Annotated in this window: 18 protein-coding genes; 10 read left to right on the top strand and 8 right to left on the bottom strand. The window is 43.9% G+C overall.

The genetic code is table 11. From position 1 onward, the window contains the following. Positions 1 to 23 precede the first annotated feature (23 nt). Positions 24 to 1,058, top strand: coding sequence for an AraC family transcriptional regulator (locus tag BCT49_RS10920; RefSeq protein ID WP_102435230.1), 1,035 nt, complete (start codon positions 24 to 26; stop codon positions 1,056 to 1,058). 24 nt (positions 1,059 to 1,082) lie between these two features. Here BCT49_RS10920 and BCT49_RS10915 read toward each other — a convergent pair whose 3' ends face one another. Continuing rightward, on the bottom strand, positions 1,083 to 2,033 hold the full coding sequence (locus BCT49_RS10915; RefSeq protein WP_102435229.1) for a chromosome partitioning protein ParA: 951 nt from the start codon (positions 2,031 to 2,033) through the stop codon (positions 1,083 to 1,085). Between the two features lie 39 nt (positions 2,034 to 2,072). Continuing rightward, the gene (locus tag BCT49_RS10910) at positions 2,073 to 3,407 is read right to left on the bottom strand and encodes a sphingomyelin phosphodiesterase (RefSeq protein WP_102435228.1); all 1,335 of its coding nucleotides are present in this window, start codon (positions 3,405 to 3,407) and stop codon (positions 2,073 to 2,075) included. Positions 3,408 to 3,809: 402 nt separating this feature from the next. On the opposite strand from BCT49_RS10910, the gene BCT49_RS10905 reads away from it, so the two are divergent. Beyond that, complete coding sequence (locus BCT49_RS10905; protein ID WP_004734880.1) at positions 3,810 to 4,331, top strand: DUF2058 domain-containing protein; 522 nt, start codon at positions 3,810 to 3,812, stop codon at positions 4,329 to 4,331. Positions 4,332 to 4,574: 243 nt separating this feature from the next. On the opposite strand, the gene BCT49_RS10900 is transcribed toward BCT49_RS10905, so the two are convergent. The 4 genes from BCT49_RS10900 to BCT49_RS10885 form a co-directional block, all read right to left on the bottom strand. Beyond that, the gene (locus BCT49_RS10900) at positions 4,575 to 4,757 is read right to left on the bottom strand and encodes a hypothetical protein (RefSeq protein ID WP_102435227.1); all 183 of its coding nucleotides are present in this window, start codon (positions 4,755 to 4,757) and stop codon (positions 4,575 to 4,577) included. 252 nt (positions 4,758 to 5,009) lie between these two features. Then, a complete protein-coding gene (locus BCT49_RS10895; RefSeq protein WP_102435226.1) occupies positions 5,010 to 6,482 on the bottom strand; it encodes an aerolysin family beta-barrel pore-forming toxin in 1,473 nt (490 codons plus the stop codon). Between the two features lie 484 nt (positions 6,483 to 6,966). After that, a complete protein-coding gene (locus BCT49_RS10890) occupies positions 6,967 to 7,728 on the bottom strand; it encodes a YdcF family protein (RefSeq protein ID WP_102435225.1) in 762 nt (253 codons plus the stop codon). A 303-nt stretch (positions 7,729 to 8,031) separates the two neighbouring features. Then, positions 8,032 to 8,913 (bottom strand): LysR family transcriptional regulator, encoded by an 882-nt coding sequence (locus tag BCT49_RS10885; RefSeq protein ID WP_102435224.1) that lies wholly within the window; start codon positions 8,911 to 8,913, stop codon positions 8,032 to 8,034. Between the two features lie 142 nt (positions 8,914 to 9,055). Here BCT49_RS10885 and BCT49_RS10880 point away from each other — a divergent pair, with 142 nt between their 5' ends. Both BCT49_RS10880 and BCT49_RS10875 read left to right on the top strand, forming a co-directional pair. Further along, entirely contained in the window at positions 9,056 to 10,066 is a 1,011-nt protein-coding gene (locus tag BCT49_RS10880) for an aldo/keto reductase (RefSeq protein WP_102435223.1), read from the top strand. A 9-nt stretch (positions 10,067 to 10,075) separates the two neighbouring features. After that, the gene (locus tag BCT49_RS10875) at positions 10,076 to 10,468 is read left to right on the top strand and encodes a GlcG/HbpS family heme-binding protein (RefSeq protein WP_102435222.1); all 393 of its coding nucleotides are present in this window, start codon (positions 10,076 to 10,078) and stop codon (positions 10,466 to 10,468) included. A 119-nt stretch (positions 10,469 to 10,587) separates the two neighbouring features. Here BCT49_RS10875 and BCT49_RS10870 read toward each other — a convergent pair whose 3' ends face one another. Both BCT49_RS10870 and BCT49_RS10865 read right to left on the bottom strand, forming a co-directional pair. Further along, a complete protein-coding gene (locus BCT49_RS10870; RefSeq protein ID WP_102435221.1) occupies positions 10,588 to 11,958 on the bottom strand; it encodes an L-cystine transporter in 1,371 nt (456 codons plus the stop codon). Between the two features lie 185 nt (positions 11,959 to 12,143). Further along, positions 12,144 to 12,839 (bottom strand): NAD-dependent epimerase/dehydratase family protein, encoded by a 696-nt coding sequence (locus tag BCT49_RS10865; protein WP_102435220.1) that lies wholly within the window; start codon positions 12,837 to 12,839, stop codon positions 12,144 to 12,146. Positions 12,840 to 13,567: 728 nt separating this feature from the next. On the opposite strand from BCT49_RS10865, the gene BCT49_RS10860 reads away from it, so the two are divergent. From BCT49_RS10860 to BCT49_RS10835, 6 genes are all read left to right on the top strand, one after another. Continuing rightward, on the top strand, positions 13,568 to 14,182 hold the full coding sequence (locus tag BCT49_RS10860) for a flavin reductase family protein (protein WP_102435219.1): 615 nt from the start codon (positions 13,568 to 13,570) through the stop codon (positions 14,180 to 14,182). 71 nt (positions 14,183 to 14,253) lie between these two features. After that, positions 14,254 to 15,291 carry a nicotinate-nucleotide--dimethylbenzimidazole phosphoribosyltransferase gene (gene cobT / locus BCT49_RS10855; RefSeq protein WP_102435218.1) on the top strand — a complete coding sequence of 346 codons (1,038 nt, stop codon included), beginning with the start codon at positions 14,254 to 14,256 and terminating at the stop codon, positions 15,289 to 15,291. Beyond that, positions 15,291 to 16,097, top strand: a complete 807-nt coding sequence (locus tag BCT49_RS10850; protein WP_102435217.1) for an adenosylcobinamide-GDP ribazoletransferase — start codon at positions 15,291 to 15,293, stop codon at positions 16,095 to 16,097. Before cobT ends, BCT49_RS10850 begins: the two co-directional genes overlap by 1 nt. A 26-nt stretch (positions 16,098 to 16,123) precedes the next feature. Beyond that, positions 16,124 to 16,717, top strand: a complete 594-nt coding sequence (gene cobU, locus BCT49_RS10845) for a bifunctional adenosylcobinamide kinase/adenosylcobinamide-phosphate guanylyltransferase (protein ID WP_102435216.1) — start codon at positions 16,124 to 16,126, stop codon at positions 16,715 to 16,717. A gap of 9 nt (positions 16,718 to 16,726) precedes the next feature. Next, positions 16,727 to 17,344: an alpha-ribazole phosphatase family protein gene (gene cobC / locus BCT49_RS10840; RefSeq protein ID WP_102435215.1), complete on the top strand. Its 618-nt coding sequence runs from the start codon at positions 16,727 to 16,729 to the stop codon at positions 17,342 to 17,344. A gap of 135 nt (positions 17,345 to 17,479) precedes the next feature. Further along, complete coding sequence (locus tag BCT49_RS10835) at positions 17,480 to 19,276, top strand: M3 family oligoendopeptidase (protein ID WP_102435214.1); 1,797 nt, start codon at positions 17,480 to 17,482, stop codon at positions 19,274 to 19,276. Positions 19,277 to 19,499 lie beyond the last annotated feature (223 nt).

The raw sequence follows: 19,499 nt of genomic DNA, 5'->3' as shown, positions 1-19,499 counted from the left end.
AGACTCAATATAAGGAGATTCGATTGGAAGTTATCGCGGAGTACATGCCAACAGAGCATCGACATCAATTGGGTTCATTGGATGTAGTGCTGCTGCTTAATACGCTAGAGCAAAGAGGTGTGGATAGTGAAAAACTGCTTGCTGGCGTTGGCTTAGATAACCTAGATTGGCAAAACCCAAATGGGAAGCTGACTTACGCAGATAAACTGTCCATCTTCAGTGCGGCTAACCAAAGTTTTCCACATGATGGTTTGGGTTTATGGTTGGGAGAAAATGCCAGCTTGAGCCACTTTGGTGTGTTGGGGTATGCCTTATCGACCAGTCAAAATGTAGGCGAGGCTATCAAGTCAGGTTTTAAGTATCTCCGCTTAAACGGGCCTATCTTTTCAGTTAAGTTGATTGTTGACGTTGAAGACGCGGTAATTCAAATTGAAAACACCTTGGAGGTTGGGGATCTACTTCCGTTCTGCAACGAATATTTCTTAAGCTCAATCCTCTCTTTGTTCCAAGAATTAACTGGCGATGCGTTAGCAATTAAAGTGTTGTCTTTCCCTTATGCTGAACCAAGTTATGCCAAGCTCTATGATGAACGCTTTAAGTGTTCGGTGACGTTCGGACATAGTGCCTGTGAGCTGCGCTTCGACGCCTCGGTTTTATCACAAACATTAACTACACATGATGCCGCAACGTTAAAACGCTATCTCACGTCTTGTCAGTCGATAGTGGGGACGTTGGACTCTGAGCATCTGTTGACTAACCAGATCAAAACGGTCTTTTACCAAACCGCAGGCAACTTTCCTAATATTGAACAACTCGCAGAAGAGTTTGGTTGCAGTTCTCGTACACTGCGTAGAGAACTGGTTACCCACAATTCGAGTTATCAAATGCTACTCACTGAAGTCCGTGTCGAGTTAGCCAAAGAACTGTTGCTCGGCACTACCATGAGTATCGACGACATAGGTGAAAGGCTCGGTTATAGCGATCCTGCAAACTTCAGAAGGGCGTTTAAAGGTTGGTTGAGTAAAACGCCCGCGCAGTTTCGTGACGGTCTTACTTAATCTGGTTATGACCATAATCGAGATCTATTTACTAAAGAACTGCTCGCGAAATTCAGTTACTTGCTGTTGATAATAGCTGTCCCATTCCTGAGTATCCCAATTGGCATGACTGGCAGAACGTTGAGAATCTAAGCTCGATTTCAATTGATCAAGTTGGTCGTGATAGGTCATTACCGTCTGCTGTTGTTGCGCCACTTGTTGTTCACGCGCGGCGATATTATTAGCTTGTTCGGCATCTAAATATGTCCTTTGAAGTTCAGCCTTGATAGTCGCTAATTCAGTGGAGCTGTAGTTGTTTGGCAGCAGTGAGACAGCAAGCTCGTATTTTTGAGCCTGAGTTTCTGCGTTTAATGTTCCTGTTTTACTTTCCCATTCCGCGAGCAAATCTTGGTAGTGCAAGACAAACTCAGTAGGCTCAACTTCCTCAAGCGTGTTTGCTCTGAGCGTAAAGTCCAGATGCGCAAATTGATCGGCAAATAGCTGGTGGGCTAACTCTCCCCAAACCTCTTGTGCAGATTGTTTAAACAGCTCAACACGTGCCTCCAAGGAGTCAACGGATTCTAATGGAATCGTGCTTTCCCTTACTTGCCAATCAGCGGAGAGCTTGGGGTAATCACTTAATAGTTCAAACCATTCTATCGGTAACTCAGTGTTCAACTGCGCGAGTTGTTCAGTGCAATTGCCGACTTGTTGGCAAAGTGTCCAAAACTCATCGAGTTCATTCAGCAGCGCTTTACCTTCAAGGTCAATTAGGTTTTCTGCATACGCTTTTCCGTGCAGGTTGTCAGCTTGGACTTGTTTGCCTTGCGAAACGGGATTGTCTGAAAAGTTTGCTGTCTTTGATGGGGGACTATTGTCATCAGTCGTTTTAGAAACGTGCTTTTTTGCTTCTGTGTGTTGGACAGAAGATTGCGATGTTTCAATCGATTTTGATGACCATGAATAGCCAACAATGCTCGTCACAGCGACGAGCATTAGGATTAATATAACTCGAGGCATTATCCGTTTACCGCGCTACTTGATGACAGCACTAACAGGGAAGTGGTCTGAAAGGTTGTAGTGCTTCCATAATTTACTGCTTGTAGAGCGAGGAACATCAACGCGGTTATTGTTGTGAGCTTTTTGTGCGTACTCCGAACTCACCACCACGTAATCCAAGTATTCAACATTTTCCCCGCCAGACATAGGTTCGCCAGCAAAGTTGTTGATGCGAGGATCAAAGGTGGAAGCGGTATAACCTGAATACTCTGGCTCATCGGCTTGTAGGCTAGCGAACATCTGCTGGTAGTCGCCTGGGAACTTCAGCTTGTTCACGTTGAAGTCACCGCTGTAAATAACCGTTTCTGAAGTTGGTATTTCCAGTGATTGAGCAAGCTGACGCATTTGTTTAAATTGTCGCTGTCGGTAGTCACGAGCTGTGTCCGTATCGAATGAGGCGGTGTGAGTGCCAAACACGTGGTAAGCCTGACCGTTTTTGATGACTTCAGCGTAATTCACCCCTTTGTCAGCGAAGCAATCTGTGCCTGTACAATCAGGGAACACGTATTGCGCTTCGTTGACGATAGGGTAGCGGCTCACAATGATCACGCCGCCGTCATAGATGTTGATGCCATCTTTATCGAGCATCTTGGTTTGGTAAGGGTATTCTTTTGCCAGTTCACGCAGGAACTCATCGCGTCCGTTGGCAAACACTTCTTGAAGCGCTAACACGTCGTAGCCCTTAACGTATTGAGGGATGAGGTCGTAACGATCACCGATGTGCGAAGCGATAGCCGGTAGAGCCCAGATGTTGTAGGTCATCACTTTCAGTGTGTTGGCATCCGGTTCGGGTTGCTCATCTACTTTCTGTGGGGTGATGGTGTAGTGAATATCATCGTATCGAGCGGTGTTATCAGCTTTGAAGGCAAGTTCAGTATTTACATCAAAAGCATCGGTTGAACTACGATGAATATTACGATCATCATGCAGCGTTAAGTCGACGTCTGCCGCGCTCAAGCCGTGTTGCAGTGTTGAGTTGTACCAATGTCCTTCCATGGTTTGATTGAGCGTGACACTTTCTCCAATAGAGTTTGATACCACTGTGTCAAACTCGTACGTTTTACCGGACTTTACGCCTGTCCAGCGATTGAAACTGATCAGTTTTTTCGTCTCCCACGGACCAATTTGCTCAACGTGTTGTTGCCACTCATCGCCAAGTTGCAGTAAGTCGGTACCGGTATGATTGGTTTGAATCGTCATCACTTGATTGGTGTTGTTGGTCAGATACACATCGGTATCTGCAATAGCCGAGGTTGAAATGAATGAAGCTGATGCAAGTAATGCACTCAGGCAAGTCCATTGAGTTTTCATTTTCACGTTATCCTTACTGATTGGTTTAAAGAATAACGTAGTAAAGAGTTATGACATTGGAGTTATAACTCTATCAGAATTATCCAAATATTAGATATATGCCATGGTTTTATAAAATCGTTTACTCATTGATAATTAACATATTGCTTTGTCGGAATGATAAGTGATACGCGCGCACGCTAACAAACAGAGGAACGATTTGGATTTGAGGGTAAGTCACTAGCGGTGTGTTTTTGTGGAAATCATAGGTCGGGAAATAACCAGAAATGGATGCTATGAATCACGATAAGGGATAACGCTAGCGGCCTTGCTCTATCAGCATAAATTTTGCCATTGTTCAGTAAACAGATTCCTCAAAAACAGGTATGATAGTGTCGTTTTTAATCCTGAACTGGGAAAGTCATGGCAAAGTTAACACTCCAAGAGCAAATGCTTAAAGCTGGCTTGGTAAATGAGAAAAAATTAAAGAAGGCGAAGAAGGGCTCTAAAAAGTCTCGCGTTCAGTCTCGTGAAGCAAAAGCGGCAGCAGAAGAAACTAAACTGGCGCAGCAAGCGAAAGACAAAGAGTTAAACCAACAGTTGAAAGAACAGCAGTTGAGCAAAGAAATTAAAGCTCAAGTGAAGCAACTGATTGAGATGAACAAGATCGAACAGAAGAATGGTGAGATCAAATACAACTTCACCGATGGTACGTTAGTTAAATACCTTTACGTAGAAGACCTGACTCAAAAGCAACTAAGTAAAGGTATCCTAAGTATCGCGCGTCAAGGCGAAAGCTATGTTGTTATCCCTACTGCGGTAGCGAACAAGATCGCGATGCGTGACGAAGAATCTATTGTTGATACTCAAGCTTCAAGCTCTGATGAAGTAGACGAAGATGACCCGTACAAAGATTTCGTGATCCCAGATGATCTAATGTGGTAGTCCTCGACTAAACCACTATCTAATTCGTCAATTACTTGTGGCGTTGAAGAAGTATTAAAAAGCCCCGATGCGTCTTGCACCGGGGCTTTTTCAATGTTGGCAACTGCATAGAATTATTTGCGGGTTCATTTGAACCGGTCGCGTCTCTATATTTGAGAAATAATTCGTTGCCAGTGTCTCACTTACGACCGCCTTACTGATAAGTAGGTAAGCAAGTAAGTTACCGACTAAGGCTTTGGCCTGCTAGTCGGCAACAATGTCTGCGATGTCGAAAGTTGAGTCTTGTTGGCTGTTTTTAAGTTGATGATATTCGATCTGATATTGCTCATAGCCATCAAAATAGCAGTCGCCGATTTCATTGCGTGGGCAAATTTGTACATCGTCTCTTGCGACCAGTTCAGTTGAACAAGATGGGCAGTGTTTCATAGATCCTCCTGATGGAATCCCAGTGTATAACCGGCCCCATTAACTCAAACTTTTGTTTCGTTGTGATTTCACTTTTAAGTCAGTGTGGAATGATTCAAGAGCATGATGTTTTAGACGTGATTGAGTGAGCTTGGTGAACCGAAGATAAAGAAATTAAGAACAATTCAGTTAAGAAAAATCAAGCCCAAAGCGAGTGCTGTGGGCTTGGAAGAGTCATTGTTGCTATCGCTATCGTAAGCTAGCTTGGCGGGCTTATCGTTGTGTTGGGTTTATCGTTAGTTGTGCATCTTTATATCCCAGCTGTGCGAGGATTTCAGAATCAAAGTCAGTTACCACCTGAACATCACCGACATAGTAGATTTTATGATTGTTCAGTGCGCTCATCGCATCGAATGAGTCGACAGAGTGTTCTTCACCGATATCGATCAGGCCTGAATATTGAGATTCAGCACTGAATTGACCTGATACGTAAGTGTAGAACGGACGCAAACTTGCTCCTGCGGCATATTGCATGCTGCTCAATCCATTGGTGTTGATAGCCCAACTCCAATCCCACCATTTCATTTCTCCAGGAATATAGCGGTGATCCCATTGGTAGCGGATGTTCGCTTGTTTTTCACTGTTGGTGCCCATGGTGAAGGTGTGGGAAACAGTTGGACGATTTGTCGGGTGATTGCTGAGTGCATTGCCGCTAAAGCGAAGGAAGCCAGTAAAGTTAACGTCGTAACTCATCTCAGCTTTTATGCGGTAAGGGTAAGAGATTGTCGAGCGTAAGAACTCGACTTGAAAGGGCAATACTGAATTCGCGGGAACCGTAATGATAGCTTGCAGTTCAGTCGCTTCAGAACGAGATCCATGATTGCTCTCAGAGAAACGTTGGCCTTCCTCTAGCAACACTCTTACGTCCGTTTTTCCGACTTGTGGCCAGCTAAAGTTATCAGAAATGATCACCGAATCAGCAAGGTCAAAGCTATTGGTTTTTTGCCAACGAGTTGATTGCTCAAACTGAAGGTCAACGATGATCTGCTTAGGCTCATTACTTTCATTAATTGCGTAGGCAGAAACGGTTTTGATCAGCTCTTGGTCCGGTTCTGTAATTAAACCATGCCAAAATGCGTTGCCATCGAGGGTGTAAGAGAATTTATCGATCGTGATTTTTGTTTTTTCGTCACAACGATTGTTGGTGCAACTTCCGTCACTATTCCCTTTGATTTCCCAGCCATTATTAAGCTGTTTGACTGACATGTCTTGCCCTACATAGCGGCCATTGTCGCCGCCCACCCACGCAAAACCAAGGTTGTGGGCCAAGTAACTTAATGGCCTGATAAAGCTAGCATTATCGCTAACCAAAGCTCTTTGAACCTCAAGGTTGTGGTTCTCTTGAATAGCTTGTTCATCGTAATAAGGGAGACCAGCATCCGGCGAGTTTGGATAACACCAAGTGTTGTCGGTTGATTGTCCTTGTTTAATGAGTCCATGATAGCCGGAACCCATGATCACCCAATCGTCTTGAAGACCAGCAATCTCCCACACGTTCATACGAGAGATAAGAGCCGTTTTATGTTCTTGAGCCTCAAACTTATTCAGCGGGCGATAGTCTGAACGGCAACTATCGTCGCCGAGTTTATCTAAGACGATTTGGTCAGAGTAAATCTTTGAATGAGCCGTAAAGGATATTAAAGATAGGGCAGCGCTGAATAGCATGGTTTTACTGACGTTAAGCATGAATAATTTCCTAAATGCCATTTTATGGCTATTTTTATTAGAATCGATTATTAAATTGTATTTATATTATTGTGAAGCCGAGGGCCCCTAGCGGCGAGTACTTTGTCATATAAAACAAAGCCAAAAGTACTGAAATGAATTGAAAATAAATCCTCATAAATATCAGATAGCTACAGTAATTAACTTGTTACTTGATAAGGCTTTATTTTGCTTGATTTCATTTAGTTTCAACTAACCAATTAATGGGTGGTTAATTATTGAACGTTTGTGTTTCTATAACTTTGTTATTAAGGGGATGGGCTTGGAAAAATAGGTCAGCAAGGTTGATTAAAAGGATTGATTGCTGACTGGATGGGGGAGCAAAGGCGTAAGTCAGAATAAGAAAGGATGTTGTGATAGGTAGGATCAAAAAATGCAGCAAACAACCTTTCGATTGTTGCTGCATTTTTGTTTGTATCGCTCTAGTTAACTTAATTAAACGTGATTAAGCATCGCCTGGCTTTTCTCGCTTACTGTTCCAACCCATCAAGTTATAGACACGGTATCGAGCGAAGCCTATTTGTTCGTGCAGGGCAAAGTCTGTCACTGCAAAGTTGTACCATAGTGGCAACCATGAAATCTGAGCCGCCATGTAATCGGCTCTTACTGGAATCACATTCAGTCCAAAGTGGTTGAAATAGAGTTCACTACGACGAATGTGTAGGCCAGATGAAACCAGAACAACTTTGTCGAATTGGTGATGTTTCATTAGGTCGCTCGTCAATTGTGCATTTTTCCAAGTGTTGACGCTGTTCGGTTCTTGGATAAGGTCGGCTACTGGAACACCAAGCCTAAGCAGTTGCTGTTCATAAACTTCAGCCTCTGTAACGCCGTTATTCTGAGCATCACCACCACTGATGATCACTTTGCATGTGGTTTGCGCTTTGGCACAATCTTTATATTGGCTTGCGGTTTCGCTGATTCGGCCAAAAGAGAAAAAGGCTGGCTCGAACTCTTGCGTGCTTTTAATTAGTTGCGTGCCTGCACCCAGAAGAACAATGGCGTTATTGTCAGACCATTGGATATCAGGCTTACTTTCATAATTCGCTTGTAGGTCGTCTAATAAATAACGAGGGATCAAACCTGAACCAATCAACACAAATGACGATATAAGAAGAAGAGATAAAAAAGTAGAAGTTGTTCGCCATTGAAGTAAACGTGTAATGCCAACGAATAGCAGAAGAAGTAAAAGTATAATAAAGCTCATGAGGATCCCGTTATCGAACTGGTGCCAAGGTGGTGTAGCATGTTGAAGCGTTGCATGATATATCAATTATGATGATACTTCATAGCTAACTCATTGTATTGTTGAACAAATGCACGATTTCTTCCTATTAACGATTAATACTCGCGATAGTAGTAACTAAAACGCTTTATTATTGTTCTATTAATCCCTCTGAAATATAGGCATATAAATCAGGAGGGTTATTTAAACCTTATTTCGTGTTATTTAAATTATTTATTCATCAACTTTTCATTTTTTAAATTCGTCAACTCAACTCAACTCAACTTAGCTCAAGCGATCAAAGTAATTCTGAACAAACTTAATGAACATTTGATGTTTTTTTGCCGGATATATGACTTGTGGGTAGAACAGATAAATGCTGTTGCCTTGCTGTAGGCACTCGTCAGGTAATACTCGTTCTAACTCTCCGCACGCAACTTCTTTATCAACGTAATAACTCGCGATTCGAATGATGCCACTGCCTGTCATCGCCTGCTGTTTAAGCAAATGGTTGTCATTGCTTGAAAGCCAACCTGATACATCAATGTTTGCAGACTTTAACGGCCACTCTGTTTGATGCAGTGTTGCCAAACATTGGTGGTCATTTAACTCATGTGCGCTGGTGGGGCGTCCAAACTGATCGAGGTAACCGGGCGTCGCAACTAAATCATGTTGATAGGTAATTAAACGCTTGGCGATCATGTTTTCAGGTGGGGTGTTAGTAGCACGAAAGGCGATATCGATATCATCTTGATTAAGATTGAAGTTGGTGTAACTGCTGTTTATCTCGAAGCGAACCTCTGGGTATTGTTCTCTAAATTGTTGGCAGATGTCGAATAGAAACACCTCGGTAAACATCTTTGGCGCCGTCAGCCGTAATGTACCTTTAACGATGTCGTGTTGCTCTGAAACACTGCGCTCGAGCTGCAATACTTGAGAGCGAATGGTTAAGCCTTGTTGTAAGGCACGTTCGCCTTCTTGGGTTAATCGAACGCTGCGCGTAGTTCTTACAAGAAGAGGACACTGCAAGTCGCTCTCTAGTCGTTTGATTTGCTCTGAAAGGTAGCTCTTCGATATGCCAAGTTTCTCTGCTGCCTTGGTAAAGTTAAGTTGCTGAGCAAGTTCTACAAATAGGATCAGTCGTTCTATTCTCTTGTGCTCATTCATGTGCGTATTCCTTCAAAACTGGTCAATCCTATTGTTCGTCATATCAAACAATCAATTCGTAACTAGCATATTCTGTTTTCTAAAAAGAACAATATGATAGAGGCATATTTATTGGCATCAAACCTTCTAAGCGAGATCAGGTATGACGAACAGCATGGATTCAACGAACAAAAATGATAATCAAAAGAACATCCTACTATCAAACCATCTATCGAATGTTGGGCAAGTCGCCTATGGATGCATGGGGCTTGGTGGTGGTTGGAACGACAATCCAGTAACGGCGGCTGATGTAGCGCAAACACGCAGCGTAATTGACACAGCATTAGCGTCGGGGATCAATCTGTTCGACCATGCTGACATTTATACCTTCAGCAAAGCAGAGCAAGTCTTTGGTCAAGCATTACAACAAGCCCCTGAATTGCGTGATCAGATGTTCATTCAATCTAAATGTGGTATTCGTTTTGAAGGCGAGGGCAACGTTGGCCGTTATGATTTCTCGGCAGATTGGGTAGGTCAATCGGTAGAGGGTATTCTGAATCGCTTGAATACAGAAAAGCTCGACGTGTTGCTTTTGCATCGCCCAGATCCGCTCATGGAGTTGGATGAACTGGCAAGAACGCTAGAAGATTTGAAAGCACAGGGTAAGGTCGATTTCTTCGGCGTGTCGAACATGAACAGTCATCAAATTCAGTATCTACAATCTGCACTTGGTCAGCCGATTGTGGCGAATCAAATTGAAATGAGCTTGGCAAAGCTTGATTGGCTTAATGATGGGGTGATGATTAATTCGCAAGGTCACCATCATTCTGATTTTGCTGCAGGCATACTTGAGCATTGCCAAATGAAGGGGATTCAATTGCAAGCTTGGGGCTGTTTGGCACAAGGTCGCTTTGCAGAGCAAGGCTTGTATTCAGAACATGAACACGTGAAAAAGACCGCGCACTATGTGGCTCAGTTGGCAAATCAATATGGTGTTGAAAGTGAAGCGATTGTGTTGGCGTTTTTACTTCGTCACCCTGCAAGTATTCAGCCTGTTATTGGCACGACTAATCTAGAACGAATCAAAGCGTCTGCAGCCGCGACTCAAATTACCTTAAGTCGTGAAGAGTGGTACAACTTATATGTGTATTCACGTGGTCAGGCATTGCCATAGGGGATGACTATGTTGAATCAAAAAATAGTACAACAACTGGTGTACAGTGCGCTCGATATTGCGGGGCATAACAACCAAGCAATTGCGGTGAGCGTGTGTGATACACATGGTGAACTGCTCGCGTTTTCTCGAATGGACAACGTCAGCGTGCAAGCAGGTTTGTTGGCTCAAAACAAAGCCTATACCTCAGCGCGAGATCGGCAACCGAGTGGCAACTTAGGCGCTTGGGCAAGAGAAACAGGGAAAGACCTGAGTTACTGGACAGACTCAAAGATCACTGGCTTCAAAGGCGGTGTTCCAATACAACGTCGAGGGCAGGTGATTGGTGCTATTGGTATCAGCGGATTGAGTGAAGATGACGATGAAGCATTAGCTGAGAAAGTAATTCAGCTGGTGCTTTAAGTTCTGTCGCTTACAAAGTGATTCTGATAAAAGCCAGATAATAAAAAACCGATGCATGTGCATCGGTTTTTGTTTACTAATACCAAGAGCTTTAATCGCTCATCGATAAGGAAGTCGAATTAAGCGTTCGCTTGCTCCAACTCTTTTTGTTCTTTCTTACCCAGTATACGACTTGTAATCGTACCGGCTGTCATTGCACCTGATACGTTAAGCGCAGTACGTGCCATATCGATAAGTGGTTCGATAGAGATAAGTAGAGCTGCGATAGTCACTGGAAGACCCATAGCTGGCAGTACGATAAGCGCTGCGAAAGTTGCACCGCCACCTACACCCGCGATACCGAATGAGCTAACCGTAATAATCGCAATCAGAGACAGAATGAAGTTGATGTCCATTGGGTCGATGCCCACGGTTGGCGCAACCATAACTGCTAGCATGGCAGGGTAGATACCCGCACAACCGTTCTGGCCAATTGTCGCACCGAAAGTTGCAGACAGGTTAGCAATTGCTGGTGGCACGTTTAGCTTCGTGATTTGAGCTTCAACGTTCAGTGGAATCGTTGCTGCAGAACTGCGTGAGGTGAAAGCAAATGTCAGTACAGGCCAGATTTTTTGGAAGTATTCTTTAGGGTTTACACCAACAAAAGAGACCAACACACCGTGAACAACAAACATCAGGATGATTGCGACGTAAGAAGCAACGATGAAACCCAGTAGGCTTAGGATATCTGAAGCACTTGATGTTGCGACTACTTTCGCCATTAATGCCGCGATGCCGTATGGCGTTAGTGCCATAATCATCTTAACTAAACGCATTACGATAGATTGAGCCGCTTCAACGAACGTGCGAATTGGTGACTCTAGTTCTTCTTTCTCAGCCATTACTTTACGAGCAGCAATACCTGTAAGCACACCGAAGATAACCACCGCGATGATTGAAGTAGAGCGAGCACCGGTTAAATCTGCAAACGGGTTCGTTGGAATGAAGCTAACCAGCATTTGTGGAATCGTTAGGTCGGACACGCTTCCCATGCGGCTTTCTAGTGTTGCGATACGAGCCGTTTCACGAGCACCTTCGGTTAAGCCTTCTGCCGAAAGACCGAATGCTTGAGCCACTGCAATACCCACAATCGCAGAGATCGCCGTTGTTGCCAGTAATACTGAAATAGTGATACCAGAAATCTTGCCCAGTGAACCGCCTTTCTCAAGCTTCACCACGGCCGCAATCATTGAAACCAATACTAATGGCATGATCACCATTTTTAGTAGGCCAACATAGCCACTGCCAACAACATTTACCCAATCCAACGTTTCTTTGATGGCCGGATTGCCTTCGCCAAATAGCAGCTGTAAGCCTAGGCCGAATGCGCTACCAAAAACTAAACCTAATAGAACAAGGCGAGAAAGTGTGTTTTCTTTTTTCTGCTGTCCGTAGAGAAAAAATAGAATACCAATGAATACCGCTAAGGCAGCGATAATTGGGAATGACATTTAATGTCCTTATGAATTACTTCAGATTGATGGGTGGCCTAGATATATAGGCTTAAGTACTGTTAGCTAAGATAACGTTCTGTTACAAAACGTAAAATAAAGAAAAGTAATTGATTAGAACAATTAGTAATATCCACTCAATGGGATGAATGGATATCCAACATTTTGGTGAATAGATGAGCTTTTTAGCGATATTTTGCCAATAAATTGAGCATGTCACTTGACGAGTAAATTTCTATATTTTGGAAATTATTTTCGAATAATCGGAACAACATGGCTTGTGCCACGTCTTTTGACTGAATCGGGCGCAGGTTTTTATATTTCCCAATCATAAATGGTGACAGCAGAGGGAAGAGACTTTGTAGGAGTTTTTCATCGGCTCGTGGTTGGGCTCTTTCGCCAACAAGAGGACCAGGACGAGCAATAAACAGCTGCTTGAAGCCAATTCGCATCAAGTTCTGTTCCATTTGTCCTTTGCATTTTAGGTAATGAGAATAAGATCTGGGTGATGCGCCATAGCTTGAAACCACAGCAAGTCTTTCTACTCCAATAAACTTCATCGACTGTGCCACCTGGCTGACTAATTCAACGTCGACTTTACGCAATGCTTCTTTAGAACCGGCTTTTTTCTTGGTCGTACCTAGGCAGATAACGCCTAAGTTGGGCGTCGCTTTGGTATCGTCCCAGCTTGTTACTTGAAGGTCACTGTGAATGAGCGTGTGGAGGTTGCTGGAGTTAAACTGAGAATCTAATGCTCTTCGGGACAAAGCATAGATATGCTCGACCGCGGGTTCGTCTATGAGTAAATCCAAAACGTGTGAACCTATCAGGCCCGTTGCTCCTGCAACAATGACCGATGCTTTGTCTCCTGAAATACTCATAGCTATCCTTAACCCTTTGCAAGTGCTTGTTTAATATAAACAGTGTTTGAATTTTAAGCGAATAAAACTTTTGAACAACGAGTGGTCAGTTGCGTGGTTGATAGGTTGATAGGTTGATAGGTTGATAGGTTGATTGGATGGAAGTCTAACAATAAGTTAAGACGGGGCTGGTGGTCTAAAATCTAATGTTCAATATTAATGTAGTGCCAGATATAACAAAGCCCGCTGGGCAACGGGCTTGTCATAATCATGTGAAGGATAGTGGGATTTTCTTCACTTTCTTACTTGCTTTTTTACTCGATTTAATTGGTTTCCTTTTGCTTTGGTTTGCGAACATTTCACCTCCTAAATCTTTGTTTTTCACTAATCTACTGTTTGTTACTAAGTGAGGGGAGTCACTTTTTGTTACCGTCTTACTGAACTTGCTTTGTTGCTAACTTCTCGGTGGAGAGAGACCGACAAGTTACTTACTTAACTTATCAACGGAGAGGGTTTAATAAGTTATTTTATATAAAGCATAAACGATGCCAAAATGTAAGTTATTGATAAATCTATTGCTAGTATTGTAGGTGTTTTCGAGTTCGTCAATTTGATTGTCAATTTGAGAAAAAATCAGCGAGATCTGTTTAAATTAAGAACACTCTCTACGGTTTCTGTTACTTAGGCATAGATACGGCTTTGCTTAACACGTAAACTGAGTCGTAATTCACATAGACCAAGGACGTGCTATGAACCTCAAGCTTGATACTCTTGCTCCCACTCAAATTTATCACCTGATGACACAAACCGTTGTTCCTCGCCCGATCGCGTGGGCATTGACGGAATCTTCTGACCAAGAGTACAACCTAGTAGCGCCTTTCTCTTATTTCACGCCTGTTTCCAGCAACCCGCCGTTACTGATGTTATCGGTTGGGAAAAAGCCTTCAGGTGAAATCAAAGACACTACTCGCAACGCCCTTGAAACGGGTAAGTTGGTCATTCATATTGCATCGGCAAGTTCTGCTGAGGTGATGACGGCGACCGCTGCGACATTGGATCATGGTGAATCTGAAGTGACGCTGAATAATATCGAGCTCGTTGAATTTGAGGGATTTTCTTTACCAAGAGTTAAAGAGTGCTCGGTAGCTTTCGGTTGCACATTGTATGAAATAAAAGAAGTCGGCGAGGTTCCGCAAAGCTTGATATTTGCTCAGGTCGAAACCGTGTACATCTCGGAAGATATCATCGACAAAGACAGTGAGCGTCTTAAGATCGACGCGTTAGCACTTGATCCTTTATCTCGATTAGGCGGAGGCGAATACGCCACGCTGTCCAATGTGTTCTCTGTCGCTCGCCCTAAATAGTTTTACCTATTTAGCTCAAGAAGAATAAGCGCTCTCAAACTCGTTTCCTCAATTTAAGTGCTACTAATTTTATGTTAGATACAAAATACTCACAGTCCATCCAACATCGCATTGACCAAAAAACCAAGCCACTCGGTGCGCTTGGCCTACTAGAAAAAGTTGCCCATCAACTGGCATTGATTCAGAGCCAAGGCAAAGAAGCTGCGGTTGAACACATCGAATTGAACAAGCCAAGTATCATCATATTTGCTGGCGATCATGGTATTGCTGACGAAGGCGTGAGTATTGCTCCAAGTGCCGTTACACAACAGATGGTGTTGAATTTCTTAAGCGGCGGCGCAGCGATTAATTGCTTTTGTGCGGTGAACAACATCGATATTACGGTGGTGGATACTGGGATTTTGTTACCAGTTGAATCTGATAGCCCAATGCTGATCTCTCAGCGCTTAGGTACACGAACCAATAACTTTGCCAACGAAGCGGCTATGAGTTTAGAAACGGTTGAACGTGGGATTGAACTGGGCACAGAGCTTGTATCTAGAACCATTTCGAATGGCACGAATATCATCATGTTTGGTGAAATGGGCATAGGCAACACCAGCAGCGCTTCAGCGATTTTAAGTGCGCTAGCAAACCGAACTGCAGAGGAGTGTGTTGGTTTAGGTACTGGTATTAACAATGAACAGCTTGCACGAAAAGTTGCAGTGGTTGAGCAGGGTGTTGCTCGCTGCAAAGGCTTGGATCTTAAAGACACTGAAGAGGTGTTAAGCCAAGTCGGCGGTTATGAAATCGTTCAAATGGTCGGTGCTTTCCTTGGCGCTTATCAAAACAAAACCCCAGTATTGGTCGATGGTTTTATTGTGTCAGTCGCTGCGTATGTCGCAACCTTAATTGAACCAAATTGTCGTGATTACATGATCTTCGCTCATCGGTCTGAAGAGTCGGGGCACAAAATTCTATTAGAACTGCTAGACGCTGAACCTCTGCTTGATCTTGGTCTGAGGTTAGGTGAGGGCACTGGCGCAGCTCTAGCTATGCCAATTATTCGTGCGGCAGCTGAGTTCTACAACAACATGGCGAGTTTCGAGAGTGCTGGAGTCACTGTTTAATGAGTGATGCACCAGAAAGATCATTGAAAGATCGCTGCACATACCAATGGGAACTGTTTTCGTTAGCGATGGGCTTCTTTTCTCGTTTGCCAATGCCGAAGAATACACCCTATTCATCGGAGCGAATGAACCGTTCGGGTCGTTATTTTTCAATGGTCGGTTTGTTGCTTGGCGTCTTGTGTGGCGGTCTGTTCTTACTCCTCGATGCGGTATTACCGAGTACGATTGCGATCTTTTTGATGATGAGTTTTAGCTTGATGCTTACTGGTGCCTTCCATGAGGACGGCTTAACCGATATGGCGGATGGCATCGGTGGCGGCATGACATTGGAACGCCGCTTAACCATCATGAAAGATAGCCGTATCGGTACTTATGGCGCGTCTGCATTGATCATGGCTTTGCTGGGCAAGTGGGTGTTATTGAATGAACTCATAAGCATGACCGGACTGTTTATGGTTATCGTCACGAGTTATACCTTTAGCCGGGCGATTGCGGCTTCCCTTATCTACGACATGCCTTATGTCAGCGATCTGGACACCAGTAAAAGTAAGCCTTTAGCCAATAAACAAACCAAGGGCGAGCTTGTCTTTTTATTGCTTGTTGGTGTTCTGCCTAGCCTGTGGTTTGGTCTTGAGTTCGCTTTGATTTTATCTGTCGTCGCCTATCTGTTCAGAACAGGTTTTAAAAAGTGGTTAATGGCTAGAATTGGCGGCTTTACTGGCGACTGCTTGGGTGCGGCTCAACAGTTGATGGAACTATTGATTTACGTTGCTTTCGTTGCTGCTTTTTATAATGGCCTTATGTAACGCATTCAGGACTTCAGGGACAACACATGACAACCAATAATCAAGCGTATCAGAGTTATCGCCATCTTGTTTTAGGCGGCGCTCGCTCGGGCAAGTCGAGTTATGCAGAACAACAAGCATTATGTGCGCTTGAAGCATGTTCAAATGGACGTTTGCATTACATTGCGACCGCCACTTATCTAGACGACGAAATGCGTGAGCGTATCGCCCATCATAAAGACCGTCGCGGTGAGCAATGGATTGAACATGAAGAACCTGTCGAATTAGCCACGAAACTGCAGTCGTTTAACCAAGATGATGTGGTGCTGATTGATTGCCTAACCCTGTGGTTGAACAACATCATCTTTGAACTGGGTGATGATGCAACCAACGCACAAGTGGAAGCTGTGGTTGAGGCCTTGGTCAAAAGCGTAGAGCAAAGCCCTGCAAACATTATCATGGTGTCTAACGAAGTCGGGCTTGGCGTGGTTCCGCTGGGTAAAGTATCGCGCTTGTTTGTAGACAATGCAGGGCGAATGAACCAAGCATTGGCTCGCGTTGTCGAACGAGTTACGTTGATAGCTGCCGGATTGCCACTGCACTTAAAACCATCTAATCACTCGCTTGATACTCAAGGCTAGGTCGCACACATGGTCAATGGAACAACCAAAAATATCTATCTACTTCGACATGGTCAGGTTGAAGGAAAAGCTGCACTGAATGGTTTATCTGATGTGTTGGTTAACCCAAACCTTCAACAACAGATTTGTGATGCGTTGGCTCAGCATGATGTCGCTTTCGATGGTGTTATTACGTCACCATTAAGACGATGCAGTGACCTGGCAAAGCTGTATGCAGAGCGCATGTCGGTGCCTTTGTCAGTAGCTCCTGATTTCCAAGAAATGAACTTTGGTGAAGTGGACGGGGTCGCATTTGATGAACTTGAAGACAAGTGGGCGATGCTCGACACTTTCTGGCAAGATCCCGCAAACCATCAACTGACTGGTGCGGAAAGTTTACAGAGCTTCCATGACAGAGTAACTCAAGCTTGGTCGCAACTTTTGAATGATCCAAGTGACAATCTACTGCTGGTTACTCATGGTGGCGTAATTCGAATGTTATTGGCGCATTGCCTTGATATTGATTGGGAAAATCCGAGCTTGTACTCGAAGTTATCGATTGAGAATGCGTCGATAACCCATATTCAAGTCACTCAGTTTGCGCAGAGCTTTATCAGCGTTAAAGCGATAGGGCTACCGGTTATCTGAGTGTTCAAAAAACAGTTTAAGAATTAACAATCTACTAAAAATATTAGAAGTATTAAAAGTAATTAGAAGTATAAAGCGGCGTTAACAGTCGCTATACCAGATTGGTATTACTACCTACGTGAAAGGAATTTAGTCATGACAACTCCAAGTTGGGATTTAAGCATTGCTTATCGCGATCTTGATGATGCAAAAATCGAACAAGACATCGAACTCATTCAACAGTGTATTGAACTGCTGTACCTGCATGTTGAAAAGCGTCACATCATTCTGGCAATGCAAAACGCAATCCAAACCTCAGAAGCTGCTGGCACGTTACTCAGCACTATCAATACCTTCGCGAATTGTCACGCATCGGTCGACGCGACCCATACAGAAGCCAAAGCACTGCTTGGTCGAGTTGCGAAACTGAACTCTGAAATATCTCAAGCATTCAGCCCTTATGAAGACACGTTAATTCACGCAGAACCTGAATTTGTGAATGCCGTATTAGAACATGATAGTGCCGATGTAGCAGGACAGCGCTTTGCTATTGAAAGCTCACGCAAACTATCGAGCAGCCGATTGAGTGTTGCTGAAGAGCAGTTATTAGCCGCGATGAAGGTTGATGGCCGTGATGGATGGGGACGTTTATACGACAACCTCACGGGTTCTTTGAAACTGTCGCTGAAGCTGGACGGTGAAGACGAAGCTCTAGGCTTTTCACAAGCAGCGAGTTTGTTGTATGGCAGTGAATTCGACAAACAAGAACCTGCATGGCGCGCGGTTCAAGGGGCTATGAAAACGCATCAAGAGTCGTTTGCTTCTATCCTAAATGCATTGGCTGGATGGCGACTGACTGAAAACAAAAAGCGCTCGAAAATAAGCGACGTACATTTCTTAGATCCAAGCCTACATGGAAGCCGAATCGTTCCAGAAACCCTAGACACTATGATGTCGGTAGCGAAAGCCAATCGCGAAGTAGGCCAAAAAGCGGGTCTGTTGATGGCAAGAGTTCACGGCTTAGACGAAATGAAGCCTTGGAACCATTTAGCCGCGATGCCACCACTGGGTGACAATGAATCTAAAGTCTACCCATTTGATGAAGCGATCGAAGTGATCAAAACTGCCTTCGCCGAAGTAAACCCAGAGATGGCTGAATTTGTCGCATTAATGGTTGAGAACGGTTGGGTTGATGCTGCACCAGCTGCCAACAAACGTTTAGGCGCTTACTGCACCAAGTTTGCTGCGACACGTACACCGCTTGTATTCATGACGTGGAGCGGTAGCCGCTCTGACTTAATGACATTGGCACACGAGCTTGGCCACGCGTTCCACAACTGGGTAATGAAAGACATGCCGTTGTGTCAAACACGCTACCCAATGACGCTGGCAGAAACGGCTTCTATTTTTGCTGAAAACATCGTTCGTGACCACTTGTTAAAACAAGCACAAACACGCAATGAGAAACTTGAAATGCTGTGGGAAGAGCTTTCTTCTTCACTCGCTTTGATGGTGAACATTCCAGTACGTTTTGAGTTTGAAAAGGCGTTTTACGAGCAGCGTGAGAAAGGCGAACTGACAGCTAAACAATTGTGCGACTTGATGGAAACCACTTGGAAAGATTGGTACGGCGATGCAATGACAGAAGCCGACCCTTATTTCTGGGCGAGTAAATTGCACTTCAGCATCTCTCAAGTGAGCTTCTATAACTATCCATACCTGTTCGGTTACCTGTTCAGTAAAGGTGTTTATGCTCAGCGTGATGCTAAGGGCGAACAATTCTACGGTGATTATGTCTCATTGCTTCGTGATACCGGCAGCATGATGGCGGAAGAAGTGGTGCAAAAACATCTCGGAATGGACCTGACTCAAGCAGATTTTTGGCAACAAAGTATCGACATGGTCAAAGTTCAAATCGATGAATTCGAAAGATTGCTCAATCAGGAAGATTAATTGATCTCAATCTGTTCATAGCAAGTCAGAGCTGTGTTAGCTTACGTGGCTCTTATTCTTGCTGACATGACTTTAGAAAAGCTGAGACGACCCAAAGTTACTTTAATTAGATAAAGTTATTTGGAACAGATGTCGGTTAGTAAAGCCAGCAGGTAATATAAAAATATATGGGTAGTATTTGTGATTGATAACGGAGTTTCTGTTGATAAGTGCGATCCTAGCG

It is taken from the genome of Vibrio lentus (assembly GCF_002875945.1).
GTDB lineage: Bacteria > Pseudomonadota > Gammaproteobacteria > Enterobacterales > Vibrionaceae > Vibrio > Vibrio apostichopi.
This window is presented reverse-complemented; position numbering and strand designations above follow the sequence as displayed.